At 42.2% G+C, this 16,904-nt stretch carries 16 protein-coding genes; 9 read left to right on the top strand and 7 right to left on the bottom strand.

Annotated features, from left to right (window positions below; all coding sequences use genetic code 11):
- The first annotated feature begins 8 nt into the window (after positions 1-8).
- Positions 9-1,712 carry a GMC oxidoreductase gene (locus K1F36_RS04740; RefSeq protein WP_220112758.1) on the top strand — a complete coding sequence of 568 codons (1,704 nt, stop codon included), beginning with the start codon at positions 9-11 and terminating at the stop codon, positions 1,710-1,712.
- Positions 1,713-1,723: 11 nt separating this feature from the next.
- Positions 1,724-2,188: an ASCH domain-containing protein gene (locus K1F36_RS04735; RefSeq protein WP_220112757.1), complete on the top strand. Its 465-nt coding sequence runs from the start codon at positions 1,724-1,726 to the stop codon at positions 2,186-2,188.
- A 50-nt stretch (positions 2,189-2,238) separates the two neighbouring features.
- On the opposite strand, the gene K1F36_RS04730 is transcribed toward K1F36_RS04735, so the two are convergent.
- The 5 genes from K1F36_RS04730 to K1F36_RS04710 form a co-directional block, all read right to left on the bottom strand.
- The gene (locus K1F36_RS04730; protein ID WP_220112756.1) at positions 2,239-3,375 is read right to left on the bottom strand and encodes a Gfo/Idh/MocA family protein; all 1,137 of its coding nucleotides are present in this window, start codon (positions 3,373-3,375) and stop codon (positions 2,239-2,241) included.
- A 20-nt stretch (positions 3,376-3,395) separates the two neighbouring features.
- On the bottom strand, positions 3,396-4,631 hold the full coding sequence (locus tag K1F36_RS04725; protein WP_220112755.1) for an MFS transporter: 1,236 nt from the start codon (positions 4,629-4,631) through the stop codon (positions 3,396-3,398).
- A gap of 102 nt (positions 4,632-4,733) precedes the next feature.
- Positions 4,734-5,963: a nucleoside permease gene (locus K1F36_RS04720; RefSeq protein ID WP_220112754.1), complete on the bottom strand. Its 1,230-nt coding sequence runs from the start codon at positions 5,961-5,963 to the stop codon at positions 4,734-4,736.
- A gap of 23 nt (positions 5,964-5,986) precedes the next feature.
- The gene (locus K1F36_RS04715; RefSeq protein WP_220112753.1) at positions 5,987-6,430 is read right to left on the bottom strand and encodes a DinB family protein; all 444 of its coding nucleotides are present in this window, start codon (positions 6,428-6,430) and stop codon (positions 5,987-5,989) included.
- Between the two features lie 26 nt (positions 6,431-6,456).
- Positions 6,457-7,455, bottom strand: coding sequence for a sugar phosphate isomerase/epimerase family protein (locus K1F36_RS04710; protein ID WP_220112752.1), 999 nt, complete (start codon positions 7,453-7,455; stop codon positions 6,457-6,459).
- Between the two features lie 136 nt (positions 7,456-7,591).
- Here K1F36_RS04710 and K1F36_RS04705 point away from each other — a divergent pair, with 136 nt between their 5' ends.
- From K1F36_RS04705 to K1F36_RS04685, 5 genes are all read left to right on the top strand, one after another.
- The gene (locus K1F36_RS04705) at positions 7,592-9,310 is read left to right on the top strand and encodes a GMC oxidoreductase (RefSeq protein ID WP_220112751.1); all 1,719 of its coding nucleotides are present in this window, start codon (positions 7,592-7,594) and stop codon (positions 9,308-9,310) included.
- Positions 9,310-9,963, top strand: a complete 654-nt coding sequence (locus K1F36_RS04700) for a gluconate 2-dehydrogenase subunit 3 family protein (protein WP_220112750.1) — start codon at positions 9,310-9,312, stop codon at positions 9,961-9,963. Before K1F36_RS04705 ends, K1F36_RS04700 begins: the two co-directional genes overlap by 1 nt.
- 588 nt (positions 9,964-10,551) lie before the next feature.
- Positions 10,552-10,842, top strand: coding sequence for a hypothetical protein (locus K1F36_RS04695; RefSeq protein WP_220112749.1), 291 nt, complete (start codon positions 10,552-10,554; stop codon positions 10,840-10,842).
- Positions 10,843-11,077: 235 nt separating this feature from the next.
- The gene (locus tag K1F36_RS04690) at positions 11,078-11,812 is read left to right on the top strand and encodes a LytR/AlgR family response regulator transcription factor (protein ID WP_108245468.1); all 735 of its coding nucleotides are present in this window, start codon (positions 11,078-11,080) and stop codon (positions 11,810-11,812) included.
- 15 nt (positions 11,813-11,827) lie between these two features.
- Positions 11,828-13,795, top strand: coding sequence for a tetratricopeptide repeat-containing sensor histidine kinase (locus K1F36_RS04685; protein ID WP_220112748.1), 1,968 nt, complete (start codon positions 11,828-11,830; stop codon positions 13,793-13,795).
- Here K1F36_RS04685 and K1F36_RS04680 read toward each other — a convergent pair.
- A complete protein-coding gene (locus K1F36_RS04680; protein WP_220112747.1) occupies positions 13,788-14,357 on the bottom strand; it encodes a DUF3109 family protein in 570 nt (189 codons plus the stop codon). The genes K1F36_RS04685 and K1F36_RS04680 overlap by 8 nt on opposite strands.
- A 121-nt stretch (positions 14,358-14,478) precedes the next feature.
- Here K1F36_RS04680 and K1F36_RS04675 point away from each other — a divergent pair, with 121 nt between their 5' ends.
- Entirely contained in the window at positions 14,479-15,063 is a 585-nt protein-coding gene (locus K1F36_RS04675; protein ID WP_220112746.1) for a MarC family protein, read from the top strand.
- A 9-nt stretch (positions 15,064-15,072) separates the two neighbouring features.
- A complete protein-coding gene (locus tag K1F36_RS04670) occupies positions 15,073-15,273 on the top strand; it encodes a hypothetical protein (protein WP_207031408.1) in 201 nt (66 codons plus the stop codon).
- Position 15,274: 1 nt separating this feature from the next.
- On the opposite strand, the gene K1F36_RS04665 is transcribed toward K1F36_RS04670, so the two are convergent.
- On the bottom strand, positions 15,275-16,903 hold the full coding sequence (locus K1F36_RS04665; RefSeq protein ID WP_220112745.1) for a S41 family peptidase: 1,629 nt from the start codon (positions 16,901-16,903) through the stop codon (positions 15,275-15,277).
- Position 16,904: the final 1 nt, after the last annotated feature.

The raw sequence follows: 16,904 nt of genomic DNA, 5'->3' as shown, positions 1-16,904 counted from the left end.
ACATTAAAGTGATTGAAAACAAAGTTTATGATGCCATTGTTGTAGGAACGGGCATAAGTGGCGGTTGGGCCGCAAAGGAATTATGCGAAAACGGACTCAACGTATTGGTGTTGGAACGAGGTCCCATGGTAAAGCATATCGAAGATTATAAAACCATGAACGATGATTCGTGGGATTATAACTTTAAAGGGGAGCTTTCCCGTGAGGACAAAGAAAAATATCATAAACAACTTAGGGTCGGGTGGGCGCCCAAAGAAGACGTAAAACACTTTTTTGTGAACGATTTGGAACACCCTTACCAAGAGACCAAACGTTTTGATTGGATTCGGGGCTACCAAGTCGGGGGAAGGTCCCTTACCTGGGGCAGACAGAGCTACAGATGGAGCGATATTGATTTTGAGGCAAACGAGAAAGAAGGCATTGCAGTGGATTGGCCGGTACGCTACAAAGATATTGCCCCATGGTACGACAAGGTTGAATCCTACATAGGCGTTAGCGGCCAGGCTTTGGGACTCAAACAACTGCCCGATGGAATTTTTCAGCCCCCCATGGAACTCAACTGTGTTGAAAAGGAACTCCAAGAGTCGCTCAGCAAAAAGTTTGATGATGGTCGCCTGCTCACTATTGGGCGCGCCGCCCATATTACAGAAAACACAACCGACTTTAAAGGTCGAGGGCCTTGCCAATACCGTAGCCGTTGTTGGAGAGGATGCCCTTTTGGCGGTTATTTCAGTAGTAACTCATCAACATTGCCCGCTGCGGAAAGAACCGGAAACCTGACCTTGAGACCAAATTCGATTGTCCACGAAGTAGTCTATGATGAAGATCGGAACCAGGCGACTGGCGTAAAAATCATAGATGCCGTGACACACGAAAAACTGGAGTTCAACAGTAAGATTGTATTTCTTTGTGCCTCTTCCATGGCATCGGTGGGTATTCTACTACAATCTAAATCCAACAGGTTTCCAAATGGAATGGGGAACGAGCATGACCAGCTAGGGAGAAACATCATGGACCATCACTACCAATTGGGCGCATCTGCCAAGGTCGATGGACATTTGGATAAATACTACAAGGGCAGAAGACCCAACGGGGTCTATATCCCGAGGTTTGTTAATTTGGACGAGAAAACCAAACGCCCAGATTTTCTTCGGGGTTTTGGGTATCAAGGTGGCGCCAACAGGGGCGATTGGTCGGAAATGGTAGCGGAAATGGGATACGGCAAGGCACTTAAGGAGGCTATATTACAACCTGGAGGCTGGGAAATTGGATTAAGCGGCTTTGGAGAAATGCTACCTTATCACGACAATCGGGTAACATTGAGCAAGGACAAAAAAGATCAATGGGGACTGCCCCAACTGGATTTTGATGTTGAATTCAAGGAGAACGAATATAAGATGCGGGAGGCCATTAAAGAGGAGGGCGTGGCAATGTTGAAAGCGGCGGGCTTTAAAAACATTTCCACATACGACAGGGAAACCGGTCCCGGTCTGGGCATTCACGAAATGGGAGGTGCCCGTATGGGCCGCGACCCCAAAACATCTGTACTGAACAAGCACAACCAATTGCATGCGGTTCCCAATGTATATGTTACCGATGGGGCTTTTATGACCTCATCCAGTTGCGTAAACCCTTCTCTGACCTATATGGCCTTTACGGCCAGGGCCGCAAACCATGCTGCGCAACAGTTCAAACAAAATAAATTTGCCTAAAAACCCTACTTATGGAAAATACTTCAGCCCGAAATCTGTGGGGCGATTTTTTGGATGCCCATTTGGAGTTTGCTTCTGAGGATGCGCCCAAGACCATCCACTTTTGCGATAATGAAAAGGATGCGGACCTGTGTGCTGATTTAATCTGTAAAGAGACCAAAAGGGCCACCACACACTCGCTAAAAGGAATACAGCTCCGCAATGAAGCTTTGCCCAAAATCGGGGATTTTTATGTGGTTACGGACTGGAGTGGCGATGCCAAATGTATTATACGAACCACTGCTGTTAAGCTTCTTCCCTACTTCAGCATCAGGGAAGAGCATGCCCGTTTGGAGGGTGAAGGAGATAAAAGTCTGGATCATTGGAAAAAGGTCCATTGGGAGTATTATACCCGGGAACTATCTGACTTAGGGGCCAGGCCTACCGAGAGTATGATTGTGGTCTTTGAGCAGTTTGAGATGCTGTACAAAAAATAATGGCTGCCAATCGGCAGCCATTATCTATGCTTTTTTGAACGGGGTCAGGTTTAATCCATGTCCACCCAAATGTTCCCTTGCTTGTGGGATGCTACCGTGTTCTCTATAAAGTTCAGACCGCGTACACCATCCATCATGGTAGGGAATTCACCATCATTGTATTCTTCCCCGCGAATGGCTCTTGCCACGCCTAAATAGATATTGGCCATGGAATCAAAAATACCTTCTGGGTGCCCAGGGGGCAACTTTGTTCCGTCCAAAGACAGTTTGGAATTATACTCATGTCCTGGCTTGTATACCTGCAACGGTTCGGGGTCGTTCAATTTGTATAGATAATTGGGGTTTTCCTGTTCCCATTTCAACCCTCCTTTTTCACCGTAAATGGCTATGGTCAGATTGTTTTCCTCTCCAGTGGCCACTTGACTTGCCCTAATGACTCCTTTTACGTTCTTGTCCATACGTATAAGGGCGGTACCATCCATGTCCATCACATTGTCATCGTACATGTAGTTGAAGTCGCAAAGCAAGGATTGCACCTGCAGACCGGTGGTGTATTCTATCATGTTAAAGGCGTGTACACCGATATCTCCCATACAGGAACTGATTCCCGCTTTTTTGGGGTCGAGCCTCCATACGGTTCCTCTCTTTTCCTTATCGTGGATAATGGGGTTCATCCAACCTTGATAATATTGTGCATCAACTTTGTGTACTTTCCCAATAACACCGTCCTTTATCATCTCGCGCATTTGGCGCACCATGGGATAACCTGTGTAAGTGTGCGTTACAGCAAATACCTTTTTGACCTCTTTAAGGGTCTCTTGAAGAATTTTAGCCTCTTCATATGTGGTGGTCATCGGTTTTTCACAAATGACGTGGAAACCGTTGTCCAACAGCTTTTTTGCCATGGGAAAGTGCAAAAAGTTGGGCGTAAGAATAGAACAAACTTGAATACGTTCGTCTTCTGGAAGCTTCATTTCTTCTTCTATCAACGTATCAAAATCTTTATAGATACGATTGGTTGGAATATCAATTTCCTTGGCAAAGGCTATACTTTCATTATGGTCTGGGTTAAACACAGCACCAACAATCTCGTAATTATCATTAATGAAGGCTGCCACCCTGTGCAGCACACCAATAAGCGAATCCCCTCCTCCTCCGAGAATTCCAAGTCTAATCTTTTTAGGCATTTTTATTGTTTTTTTTCTAATTATACTACTTCTTCTGTATGGCCCTGCGGCACTCTTCTTTCTTCCAATTTCTTACGGAACACGAACAAAATGGAAAACAGAATCAACACTGCCAACGGAAAAAACATCATTTTCCCTAAGGTTGCCTTTCCTGCTGCCAATTCCGCCACCTCATCGGCAAGTCCAGATGAAACTGCCGTTTCTTTTGCAGTGTCCAACCACCCACCGATTACCGGTTGCCAAATGGCCGTGGAGAACATTCCCGCACCCCCTACCAAGGACATTCCCAATGCCCCTGTTTTTGGAAGATATTCCGAGGTAAACCCTATCATGGTAGGCCAAAAATAACAAACTCCCAACGCAAAAAGAACGGCTGCCAAATAAATCATGGAGCCTTCGGCAACACTCATACTATAAACTGCGGCTGTTGTGATCAAGGCGGACATCACCAAAACCCCGATGGGATTGAGCCTATGTACAATGGGCCCGGCAAAATATCGGCCTATCGCCATAATACCTGTCACCATGGCCAAGACCAGCATTGGACTAGCCCCAGAATTACCCAAAATTCGTTCCACCCATTGTTGAGGGCCAAATTCTGAAATTGCAGTGAGGGTCATACACAACATGATAAAAATAAACAAGGGGTCTGCAAGACCTTTGATGTTCTTGGTGGTATCCGTTTCGATATGTTCGCTTTCTGGAAACTGTTGCTTAAAGAACATATATCCGTAAATAAGCGTAGGTATCAACATTACCGCAATCTGTAATTGCCAACCCATTCCAAAGTCGGTCATAAACTTGGAGATAAGTGAGCCGATTACAATTCCTCCAGGGAACCATACGTGGAACCTGTTCAGCATCGCCGTCCTGTTCTTGGTGAACATATCGGCGATCATTGGATTACAGGCCGCTTCCACCGAACCATTGGCGAAGCCAATAAAGAAGGTGGATATAATCAGTGTCCAAAAACCTCCTGCCATCATAGTTAGGATCAACCCAAGCATATGGCAGACAAAAGCCGTTACCATAAGTTTACGTGCTCCGATTTTATTGTAGAGCAATCCGCCAAAGATCATGGCAATGGGGAATCCAAAAAAGCCCATACTGTTTATCCAACCCAATTGTTGATTGGAAAGCATGAACTCCTCCCCTAATTGGGTCAATATACCAGCCCTAATGGCAAAGGTCATGGATGTGACCACCAGCGATATACAGGCTGCTAGAAATAGCTGATTCTTGTTTACGTTTTTCATGTTTGTTTCGGTTAATTGTGGTTTAATCTATAAATCTTATGTCACTTCTTGTTTTTATCATATTGAATCAAAGGATGTCCGAGCATGTGCATTCTCGGTTGCCTAAGATTTATATTCGACTTTCTCGTTCTTGAATATTAGTGCAAATAGGATAAATACGACTGCCGCGAACGCTGCTGGATAAATCCAGATACTCTCCCAAGCATGGGCACCGTCTTTCATGGTAAGTGAATCTGTAATTTGTCCTGCAATCCAGAAACCTATGAGCATTCCCACTCCATAAGTAGCCAATGTGATCAACCCTTGAGCGGCACTCTTGTACTTTTCTCCAGCTTTGGTATCCGTGTAAATCTGCCCGGATACAAAGAAGAAATCATAACAAATTCCGTGCAGTGCAATTCCAAGAATCAACATAAACGACAATTCATCCGCATTACCATAGGCAAAAAGCAGGTAACGAACAGTCCAGGCCAACATACCTACCAATATGGTCTTCTTAAATCCAAATCTGGTAAAAAAGAAAGGTAGTGCGAGGATAAAAAGTGCTTCGGAAATTTGGCCTATGGCCATTTTACCGGTTGGATTTGGCAACCCTATTTCTGCCAAGAACGGATTGGCGTTTTGATAATAGAAAGCCAATGGGATACAAATCAATACCGATGAGATAAAGAACACCAAGAAATTTTTGTTCTTCAAGAGTTTCAATGCTTCAAGTCCCAACACATCAGAAATGGTCACTTTTTCGCTTTTGTCCACTTTTGGTGGGGTCTTTGGCAAAGTAAAGCTGAAAAGTCCCAAAACTGCCGAGGCAATTCCGGCCATTAAAAATGTATTTTTAAGCATTCCCGCTTCCAAGGCTTCTGGAGAGTCCCAAACAAAAAGGTAGCTTATTACCAATCCCGCAACAATCCACCCAATGGTTCCAAACACACGGATGTTCGAAAACTCCTTTGCCGGGTCTTTCATTTGATTAAAGGAAATGGAATTCACCAAAGCCAATGTTGGCATATACAAAATCATGTATCCCAACACATAGGGGTAGAAAGCAACAAAATCCTCCGACTGATACATCTGGTACATTAAAAAAGCACCAATAAGGTGCAGTACTCCTAAAATTCGTTCGGCATTAAAATATCTGTCGGCAATCAGTCCTATAATGAACGGGGCTATGATAGCGCCCCAAGATTGTGTGGAAAAAGCCATTGATGACTGCCCTGCAGTTGCTTCTAGATTATTCCCTAGGAATGTTCCCAAGGTAACAAACCAACCTCCCCAGATAAAAAACTCGAGGAACATCATAAAGGATAGTTGGAATTTGGTCTTAATATTCATTGTTGGTATTCAAAAATTAGTAATTATCGTTTGTAATGCACATAGTCCAAAGGCTCGGGCACTATCCCCGCATTTCTCAACTCCATCATAATTTGCCCTCGATGGTGCGTGGAATGATTGATGATATGAAACAGGATGTCCTCCAGTTTATTTGAAAAATTCTTTCCTGTGCTGTTGGTATATTCCACTCGTTTATCAAAAGTATCCGTGCTGGATACAATTTCAAAGGAAGTTCGTTGATTTTCGTAATGAATGTCTTCCCATATATCTACCTTATGCAGGTCCCAGACTCCAAATTCAGTTGGGGATTCCAGTATCCTTTGGTTCCAAATATGATGGGCATTGAGTATATGACTAAAAAGTCTAATGCAGTTGTCCGGAACCTGGCCCGGACCACTGCATTGTTCAATTATTTTTTTGTTACAATAAAAATTGTAATCGAAGAGCTGTTGTAAAAATCCCTTCATCTACCCATTTATATTTAGTAGGATAATTATTCCAGTACTTTTTCCAAAAGTTTCTTGGTTGCCAATATTCCTTCTTCTTCGCTAAGTTCAGAGCCTTCGTACTCCACTCCCACATAACCTTCGTATCCAGCCTCGATAACAATATCCATGAGTCTTTCAAAATCAATGACGGTTTCATTACCATTCTCATCAAAATTGTAGGACTTCGCGCTCACCCCTTTGGCGTAGGGCATCAATTCTTTTACACCTTTATATTTGTCATACTCTTCCAAACATTTGGACGAATAATAGTCTCCTTCTTCCCTTTTGATACAGAAATTTCCAAAATCCGGCAGTGTCCCACAATTCTCCATACCTACTTTTTCCATTACCTCGGCCAGCATTTCCGCATTGGAAGATGGTCCTCCGTGATTTTCCACTATTATATTGATGTTCTTGTCCTTGGCGTACGTGGCCAATTGCTTTAGTCCGGCCACCGAAGCTGGCATCCATACTTCGGGTTCCATGCTTCCGTTAAGGTTAACGCGAATGGAATGGCAGCCCAGAGCAGCAGCTGCATCTACCCATTTATAGTGGTTTTCCACGGCTTTTGTTCTTTCAGCTTCATCAGGAACCGCGATGTCGCCCTGTCCGTCCACCATGATTAAAAGGTTTTTTAGACCATATTTTTCACTCTCGGCCTTACTTTTTTCCACCCAGTGGCTCATGGCTTCTTCAGAAAAATTGGCTGCTTGCAGTTCTTTATAGTATAGGGCACTCACGTATTCCAAGCCTTCAAACCCCCATTTGCTTGCTTTTTCCGCAAACGTGTAGGGATCAACGCCTTCTTCAAAGATCATTTTGTGTATGGACCATTGTGCCAAAGAAAGCTTAATGTCCGGTTTAGGCTCATCTTCTGCTACCACCTCGGTGGCAGATTCCTCAGCTGTTTCCTTCTTTGAATTCTCTTTACAGGAATAAAATCCTAAAAAAGCCACGGCAATAAGTGTGACAATACTTTTCTGTGCTAAACTACTTCTGTTCATATTTTTACGTTAGTTAATTTCGTGCGGAATCCAAAAACTACAACGTTATAGTGCTGAATTCTCAATAAACATAGGGATTAAATGTAGAAAATTAATTTAATAATTAATACATTTAGCAAATAAACAATCCGAATAAATGAGTAAATTTTATTACAATCAGGAGCAGGAATCCTACGATGCCATAGTGGTAGGTACGGGTATCAGCGGTGGTTGGGCTGCAAAAGAATTGTGCGAAAACGGTCTCAAGACTTTGGTCTTGGAGCGTGGCCCCATGGTAAAACACCGTGAAGATTACCCTACGGCCAATATGGACGATTGGGATTTTAAGCATGCGGGCAGAGCAACCCGAGAAGACGTTAAGCAACAAGAGAAACAATCCAGAACTGGTTATACCACCGGTGCAGCTTCAAAGCATTGGTTTGTAAACGACTTGGACCATCCTTACAACGAGACCAAACGTTTCGATTGGATGAGAGGTTACCACGTAGGTGGACGTTCTATTATGTGGGGACGACACAGCTACAGGTGGAGCGACATTGATTTTACTGCAAACAAAAACGAAGGAATCGCCGTTGATTGGCCAGTACGTTATAAGGATATAGCTCCTTGGTACGATAAAGTTGAAAGTTATATCGGGGTATCCGGTGAAAATTTAGGTCTGCCTCAACTTCCCGATGGACAGTTTGAGCCCATGATGGAACTCAATTGTGTAGAGGACCACGTAAGAGGCAAGGTCGCCGAACATTTTGGTGGCCGTGTCATCACCGCAGGTAGGGTGGCCCACATAAACAGTGACAAACAGTTTGATGGTGACGGTCGGGTTCGTTGTCAATTTAGGAACCGTTGTATTAGAGGATGTCCTTTCGGAGCATATTTCAGCAGCGTTTCCTCTACATTGCCAGCTGCCGAAGCTACAGGAAACATGACGCTTAGACCGGATTCCATTGTACACGAGGTAATCTATGACCCCAACACCAAGAAGGCTACAGGCGTTAAGGTCATCGATAGAGAAACCAAAGAAGAGTTTGAGTTCAAGGCAAAAGTTATTTTCCTATGTGCTTCTGCCATTGCTTCTACTTCCATTTTGATGCAATCCAAATCGGATAGGTTCCCTAATGGTTTAGGAAACGACTCCGGAGAATTGGGCCATAATGTTATGGACCACCATTTCTTGGTAGGCGCATCCGGTAAGTTTGATGGGTATGAAGACAAATACTACAAGGGTAGAAAACCAAACGGAATCTACATCCCAAGATTTAGAAACCTTGGCGGTGATTCCGATATGAAAAACTTTAAACGTGGTTATGGCTACCAAGGGGGCGCAGGTAGAGGCAATTATGAAGAATTGATCGCGGAAGCTTCGTTCGGTAAAGATTACAAGGATGCCGTTCTTACCCCGGGAGGGTGGACAATGAACATGCTCGCGTTCGGTGAAACCTTGCCTTACCATGATAACAAAATGACCTTGGATTACGACAAGAAAGACAAATGGGGGCTTCCTACCGTTACTTTTGATGCGGAAATTCGTGAGAATGAGCTGAACATGAGAAAAGACATGCAAGATCAAGCCGTTCAAATGCTCGAAAAAGCAGGCGCGAAAGACATTACCCCTTACGATGCGCCCTATGCATTGGGTCTAGGTATTCATGAAATGGGTACCGCAAGAATGGGACGTGATCCAAAGACTTCCGTTGTAAATGGCAACAACCAAGTACACGGATGTGAAAACGTATATGTTACCGATGGCGCCTTTATGGCATCTGCAAGTTGTGTAAACCCATCGTTGACATATATGGCATTTACAGCAAGGGCTGCCAACCATGCTGCCCAAGAACTTAAAAAAGGAAATATATAATGGAAAGAAGATCAGCACTTAAAAATATGGGATTGGCCTTCGGTTATGCCGTGGCCACGCCGACATTGTTATCGCTATTGCAGAGCTGTAAAGACAAACCTGCATATGCGGAGTGGACACCTAGTTTCCTAAGCAAAGAACAAGGATATGCCATGGCTCAAACGTTGGATGTCATACTTCCAAAAACGGATACACCATCTGCAACCGAGGTGAACGTGCATACGTTTATAGATGCCTATTTGGATGAAGTTATGCCATTGGACCAAAGGGAGTTTGTCGTCATGAAAATGAACAAGTTCTATGACAAGGTCTTGGCCGATTCCGGGAAAGAATCTTTAATGGATATTGAAGCTGCCGATATAGAGCCTGCATTGCAAGCCTATCTTAGAAAGCGTTCGGACGAAGAGGAAAAGGTACATTCTGAGGCCATAATGAACTATATGCAGGCCATTATGCAAGGAGGTGAGGCTAGTCTGGACGAAGATATTGCCCGATTCTCTTTTGCAAACGATCTGAGGGATTTGGCCACTTGGGCCTATAAATCATCAGAATATGTAGGTGAAGAGGTATTAGCTTATTTGCCAATTCCAGGTGAATATATCGGATGTGGCGACCTTGAAACCTTAACAGGTGGAAAAGCTTGGTCAATCTAAGGCTTAGATAACATCCATAAAATTAAAAAACCTCCAAATTATTGGAGGTTTTTTTATGTCGGTTTCTAAAAAAATACCCCGGATGTTCTGTTGTGGGGTGAACATTTCCGAGGTATTAAATCAATAAACACTATCACCTGTGCCATTCTAGGCACAAAATAACTGTATACACAATACAGGAATATCTGTTGTATCGGCACAGTAATTTGTTGAAGATTTCCTAAAACGGTTTTAGTATCCTACGCTTTTCAGCGTGTGGAATCTACCTAATCTAGTTCTTGGGTCAACGCCGACAAAGATTTAAAAATACCTTGAGTTTTTAAAGATTCAACGCTAAAAACACCCGTAAAGTTTTTAACATAAAATGTTGAAATCTAGGCACTGGCTTAATTTGTAAGCAATACTTTACAAAATCTGTAAAAACAAAAAGACCAAGTAACATATCAGTATGTTTACTTGGTCTTGCTTTTATGATGAACCGGCTAAATAGTCAAATATTACCAAAGAGTACGGCCTCTTCAATCGAGCCTTACTAAATCTTTTTTTGTCCTAGGTAGTTCCCCCGAAACCTAAAATCAAATCCAGATTATGGCCAAACAGAAGTTAATTGTGCAAGCGGTTTATACAATCAAAAGATTGGTTGCCGTGGCCGTACAATTATTTGGTAATACAAAATTTTTAAGAGCTATCGTGTTACAAGATTATTTCCTTGCAACAACCTTATTCCAATCGCTGCCCAATTGGGCGTTGTTCTTTTCTGATACTGCGGCGAAAAACAGGGCCGCTATCAAAATCAAAAACAATATTGCACATTTTTTCATTTTCTGGCTATTTCAAAATTGTCCTCTCATTTTTGACATGCCGAATATAGACAACTAAATTTCACACATATAATGCGTATGTATAAACTGTTCTGTTTTATGTATAATTGGTTTTTGGGTATGGGAAACTAGCTTTAGCTTTTCTGTAAACTATAGTCCCAAACAGAAAAAACCAGTGATTTTTCACCTGATTCCCCTTTTTATACCAGTTATACGTGCTAAATATCCATTAACACATTATTTTATTGCCATGTAGAGAATAATTCTAAATTTGGTATAACCTATATTAGATTATGCTAGAAGCAGTAATAGTTGATGACGAGATAAAAGCCCTCCAAAGCCTAAGCTGGGAACTTACCAACTTGAGCGATGAAGTGGATATTATTGCATCTTTTACAGATGCCAGGGAAGCTTTGGACTATTTGGAAAAGAACACTCCCGATTGTCTATTTTTGGATATTGAAATGCCCGCAATGGACGGGTTCCAGTTTATAAAAAACTTGAAAAACAAGGATTTTCCGGTAGTCATTACTACAGCCTATAACCAATATGCCCTGCAGGCCCTAAAAAATGAGGCCATCGACTATCTCCTAAAACCCATAGACTCGGATGATCTGGAGGAAACCATAGCCAAAATAAAAAAGTTCAACGCTAAAAATTTGACCGTTGAACGCTTGGAAAGAATTCTTCTTAACTTTAATTCGGAATCGCAAAGCAAAAAAATAACCATCAATACGGACGGTAAATTGGTCTTTTTGAACAGCGATGAAATCCTGTATGCAGAATCGGATGGTAATTACAGTACTATTTTTTTAAAGGATGGACAAAAAATCCTTCTCACGAAAAAATTGAAGGAAGTCAATGCTTTGTTGCCAGAAAGCAGCTTTTTTAGAATACACAACTCATATATAATCAATCTCAACAAAATAAAAGAATTCCTCAAAACCGACGGCTATGTGGTTCTGGAATCCAATCATAAAATCCCTGTTTCCCGGCAAAAAAAATCCGACTTTTTGGATATGCTATAATCTCAAAATGTTCCCGTGCCTATAGTAAAGTTCCTCCTTATCAAAAACCTGCATCGAGCGCGAACCGGGTCTCTGGTCACCTTTTTGCTGTTCTCCTTTTTATATACTTTACACGCTCAAAATCTCTCCGACGAGTTTATTGACAAAACGGAAATACTGGTAAAACTTAAACCCAAGACCTACGAGGCACTGGATGAAGAGCTATCTTCCGAAAAACGGGACACCTCCTTATTAAGATACTTTGCCGACTTTAGCAAAAAAAACGACTATCTAGAAGGACAATCTTATGCCTTGAACCAATTGGGCATGAAGTATCGGAACTTTTCCCAATATGAACAGGCCGTAGCATTGCACGAACAAGCCTTGGCCGCCTCTGAAAAAGCGAACAACATTGATTTTAAAGTACTCAGTTTAAATATGCTAGGTGTGGTCTATAGACGTACCGATGGGATAAAGACCGCATTGGATTATCACCAAAAGGCGCTTGAACTGGCAGAACAAATAGAGAACCCATCCAACCATATTAAAAGAAGTATAAATGTTGCCCTGAATGGTATTGGAAACCTTTACCAAACTTTGGAGCAGTACGATTTGGCCATATTACAATTTAGAAGGGCATTGAAACTGGAAGAGGAACTGGGCAACAAACTGGGGTTGGCCATAAACCATCAAAATATTGGGCATTGCCTAGAGGAAAAGGGCGATTTGGAAGAGGCTCTGGAAAATTACAGGAAATCCTTGGCCTATAACGAGGAAATCGATTCGGAAGTAGGCCGTGTTATATGCAAGAACAGTCTGGCCCAAATCTATTTAAAACAGAACATGCCCTATTTGGCGTTGGTACTTTTAGAGCCCCTACATTCAGAATCCGAAAAAATAGGCGATTTCTCCGTAACAGGCCTGGTGTATATCAATACGGGATGGGCACATACCAAATTGGGCAACTATGAGGAAGCAGAAACCTTTATCCAAAAAGGACTTACAATGGCGCAAAACCGAAATATGCCCAGCAATATTTTGTATGCGTACGAAAAGATGTCCGATCTAGAAAACGCCAAAGGTGATTTTAAAAAAGCCTATGAGTTTTACAAAAAGGCCAGTGAACACGAAAAGGAGATTTCCAGTGCAACCAACCTACGGTACATGAACGATATTATCGTTAGGTACGAAAACGACAAGAAGAACAGCCAAATCGCAGTTTTGGCGAAAGAAAATGAAATCGTTCGGCTAAGGCTTAAAAAAAATCAGACAACTCTTCTGGTAAGTGCATTGATCGTTGGGCTTATTTCATCCATACTCTACATTCTTTACCGACAATACCAGAGTAAGAACGAGAAGAGGGTACTCACTTTGGAGCAACAAATGCTGCGCAGCCAAATGAACCCCCATTTCTTGTTCAACTCCTTGAACTCGATTAAGCTGTATATTATAAACAACGAGCAAAAAAATGCCGTTCATTATCTGAACAAGTTCTCCAAACTTGTCCGAAAAATTCTAGAAGCATCTTCCCAAAAGGAAATCCCGCTATCCGAAGAACTGGGAACCATGGAGCTATACATGAATATCGAAAATATCCGGTTCTCCAACGAAATAGATTTTAAAATAGAAGTAGAAAAGAACATCAATATAGATAATATCAAAATTCCATCTTTGACACTTCAGCCTTTTTTGGAAAACTCCCTTTGGCATGGCCTATCTCCCAAAGAAGGAGAAAAGAAAATTCAAATTAACGTGAAACACAAGGACCGAGGACACGTTACAATTGAAATTGTGGACAATGGTGTTGGGCGAACCATGGCCGAGGTAAACAAAGAAAACCGTGTGCTAAAAAGGAAATCCTTGGGTATTCGCATTACCAAGGAACGATTGGCCAATTTTGCCAAAGACTATCAAAACAAATTTGATGTGGATATCTTGGACCTGTTCGATGAGAACGGTGATCCCATTGGAACCAAAGTTGTGCTGGACATCCCCACTATCTAGTCTTTTCTGCAGCTACTTCCTCCAATTCCCTGTACCAGGCCTTTCCGAACTTTTTGATCAAAGCATCTTTTACAAACTTGTAGATAGGGACTTTCAATTCCTTACCCAAGGAGCAAGCCGGGTCACAGATTTCCCATTTATGGTAATTGACTGCGGTAAACTCCGAATATTCCCTTGTACGAACCGGATACAGATAGCACGAAATAGGTTTTTTCCATTTGGTGGCACCGGCCTCATAAGCAGCTTCCAGTCCACATTTGGCTATGCCATCATCAGAAAAAACCACATAAGCGCATTCATTATTGTTCACCAAAGGGGTTTCCCATTCACCATCCTCTCCTTTTACAAAAACCCCATGTTCTTCAATGGCAGCAATACCTTCCGGGCGCAAAAAGGGCTTTACCTCATCATAAATATTGAGTAACTTGTCCGTCTCGGAATCCTCCAACGGTGCACCATACTCGCCACCCACACAACAAGCTCCTTTGCAAGCATTCAGATTGCAAACAAAATCATTTTCCAGTATCTCTTCGGATACTATGGTTTTTCCTATCTGGAACATAATATGTCCTTACTTTTTGGGCAAAGGTAAATCAAAACCAAAAAATTGATGATTTATAAACACTTTATATGATCCAAAAGTGTTTTTTACCCGTAAATTTGCCGTCCAAAAAAAAGACGCCATGAATTTTAATTTTAAGGAAATAGCGACCGCTGGAATGGTATTGTTTGCCGTAATCGATATTTTAGGAAGTATCCCTATTATTTTATCGCTCAGAAGCAAGGTGGGTCATGTACAATCGGAAAAGGCTTCCATCGTGGCCATTTCGATCATGATTGCTTTTCTTTTCGTTGGAGAAAGCATTCTTTCTTTGATAGGAATCGATGTAAACTCCTTTGCTGTCGCTGGGGCCTTTATCATCTTTTTCCTTGCCATTGAAATGATTTTGGGAATCTCGCTCTATAAAGACGATGAACCGGAAACTGCTTCCATTGTGCCCATTGCCTTCCCGTTGATCGCGGGTGCGGGGACGCTTACTTCTATTTTGTCCTTGCGAGCGGAATACCATGTGGAGAACATTATAGTGGCCATTATTATAAACGTTATCTTTGTGTACATCGTGCTTAAATCCAGTGCCCGGATTGAACGTATTTTAGGCAAAAACGGACTTAACATTATCCGCAAAGTATTTGGAGTGATTCTTATGGCTATTGCCGTAAAGCTTTTTGTGACCAATGTAAACGGGCTACTATCGCACGGTGCTTAAAACATTGACATGAACAGGACATTTGCTTTAATTTTGATACTACTGGCGTTGGGTCTTATCGCCTACAACGTGACTTTGGTAGATTTTGAAAATCCAATACAAGGTGACAGTACGATTGCCCTAATAGGAATCGTAGCTTCTTTATGTGCCATTGTATTGATGTTGATTTTTATGACTTCCAAAAAGATTGACAAAAAACTGAAGAAGTAAGTTAAGGCTTGATGTCTATTGCCCCTAGTTGGGATTCATCAATCTTGGCCTTGTCCAAAGCCTTTACTTTTTTGAGCATTGGGTCGTACTCTCCTTTTATTTGGGCCGATAGGTTTGGCGAATACAGTTGTTCCGCAATATTCGCCTTTATGAACGCCTTGATCTTGTCCTCGTAGGCATAAAAATCCAGTTTTATCTTACGGTCCAGTACAAATTGGATAAAGTTATCAAAAAGGATATCGTCCACTTGGAATTCGTCCAAAAATTGGTTCTGTTCATAACTATCGTACATGGTTCTGTCCTCTTCTAAATGCTCGAACACAAAACGTGCGAAAAACTGATAGGTATCGTCCATACTCTCGATGGCCTCCTCCTGATTGTTCCCGATCGGAACAAAAACATCGGGGATGATTCCTCCACCTCCATAAACTACTTTGCCTTTGGGTGTAACAAACTTTAATGAGTCCGCCACCTTGATACTGTCCGCCGACTGAAGTTCGCCACTTGCATAGCGCTCCATAAACCTTTGGTAATAGTCATGGTTCCCGTCTTTATAGGATTTTTGGATGGATCGCCCCGTTGGGGTATAATAGCGTGAAACGGTCAAACGAACGGCAGACCCGTCGCCCAAATCCATTTCTCGCTGTACCAATCCTTTTCCGAACGAACGGCGTCCCACAATGGTGCCTATATCGTTGTCCTGTAAAGCTCCTGCAATAATCTCACTGGCAGATGCCGAGCGTTCGTTGATAAGAACATATACCTCTCTATTTTCAAAATCACCTTTTTTAGTAGCGTAAGCTTTTTTGACTCTTCCCTTTTTGTTTTTTGTAAATAAAATAAGCTTATCATCCCCCAAAAACTCGTCTGCCAATTTTTCGGCTATGCCCAAATAGCCTCCAGGGTTGTCCCTAAGGTCCAAGGTCAGTTTTTCAGCGCCTCTTAGTTTCAATTTGCGCAAAGCATCTTTGAACTCATCAAACGTGGATTCGGCAAAACGGTTTATTTTAATATAGCCCATATCCTTGGTCAGCATATAATAGGCCTCCACACTTCTGATGGGAACCCGATCACGGACCACGGACATATTGATCATCTTGTTTTCCGTTTTTCTATAAACTTTCAGATTGACCTTGGTACCTATTTTGCCCTTTAGGGTAGAGACCACATCATCGTTAACTATTCTTTTACCGTACAGTGTATCGGTGTCGGCCATAAGAATACGATCGCCAGGTTTTATACCGCTGATGTAACTGGGGCCGTTCTTGATGGTTCTTATCACGGTAATAGTGTCCCGGTACATATAAAAGCTAACTCCTATTCCCGCAAAATCGCCCTTCATGCTTTCGGCGACATCCTTCATTTCATCCTTTGGAATATATACAGAATGAGGGTCCAACTTGCCCAAAATATTATTGACCGTTACATCCACGATGCTATCGGTATCTACATCATCCACATACTCGTAGTCAATATAATCGATAAGCCGGTTGAGCTTGTCCTTTTTTGAATTGGTGGAGAAGAGCTTCTCCGGGGAATCGTTAAAATGGAGTTTGCCCCCTATAAAAATACCTATGGCTACTGCCAAAGCAAGTAGGGTGGGCCAAATATATCCTTTAATCTTTTTCATA

Source organism: Flagellimonas abyssi (genome assembly GCF_019457905.1).
GTDB lineage: Bacteria > Bacteroidota > Bacteroidia > Flavobacteriales > Flavobacteriaceae > Flagellimonas > Flagellimonas abyssi.
This window is presented reverse-complemented; position numbering and strand designations above follow the sequence as displayed.

Bases quoted from the DNA above. Each gene is read 5' to 3' on its own strand.
- K1F36_RS04735 (WP_220112757.1), top strand. From the start codon at position 1,724: ATGGAAAATACTTCAGCCCGAAATCTGTGGGGCGATTTTTTGGATGCC.
- K1F36_RS04730 (WP_220112756.1), bottom strand. From the start codon at position 3,375: ATGCCTAAAAAGATTAGACTTGGAATTCTCGGAGGAGGAGGGGATTCG.
- K1F36_RS04725 (WP_220112755.1), bottom strand. From the start codon at position 4,631: ATGAAAAACGTAAACAAGAATCAGCTATTTCTAGCAGCCTGTATATCG.
- K1F36_RS04720 (WP_220112754.1), bottom strand. From the start codon at position 5,963: ATGAATATTAAGACCAAATTCCAACTATCCTTTATGATGTTCCTCGAG.
- K1F36_RS04715 (WP_220112753.1), bottom strand. From the start codon at position 6,430: ATGAAGGGATTTTTACAACAGCTCTTCGATTACAATTTTTATTGTAAC.
- K1F36_RS04710 (WP_220112752.1), bottom strand. From the start codon at position 7,455: ATGAACAGAAGTAGTTTAGCACAGAAAAGTATTGTCACACTTATTGCC.
- K1F36_RS04705 (WP_220112751.1), top strand. From the start codon at position 7,592: ATGAGTAAATTTTATTACAATCAGGAGCAGGAATCCTACGATGCCATA.
- K1F36_RS04700 (WP_220112750.1), top strand. From the start codon at position 9,310: ATGGAAAGAAGATCAGCACTTAAAAATATGGGATTGGCCTTCGGTTAT.
- K1F36_RS04695 (WP_220112749.1), top strand. From the start codon at position 10,552: ATGGCCAAACAGAAGTTAATTGTGCAAGCGGTTTATACAATCAAAAGA.
- K1F36_RS04690 (WP_108245468.1), top strand. From the start codon at position 11,078: ATGCTAGAAGCAGTAATAGTTGATGACGAGATAAAAGCCCTCCAAAGC.
- K1F36_RS04680 (WP_220112747.1), bottom strand. From the start codon at position 14,357: ATGTTCCAGATAGGAAAAACCATAGTATCCGAAGAGATACTGGAAAAT.
- K1F36_RS04675 (WP_220112746.1), top strand. From the start codon at position 14,479: ATGAATTTTAATTTTAAGGAAATAGCGACCGCTGGAATGGTATTGTTT.
- K1F36_RS04670 (WP_207031408.1), top strand. From the start codon at position 15,073: ATGAACAGGACATTTGCTTTAATTTTGATACTACTGGCGTTGGGTCTT.
- K1F36_RS04665 (WP_220112745.1), bottom strand. From the start codon at position 16,903: ATGAAAAAGATTAAAGGATATATTTGGCCCACCCTACTTGCTTTGGCA.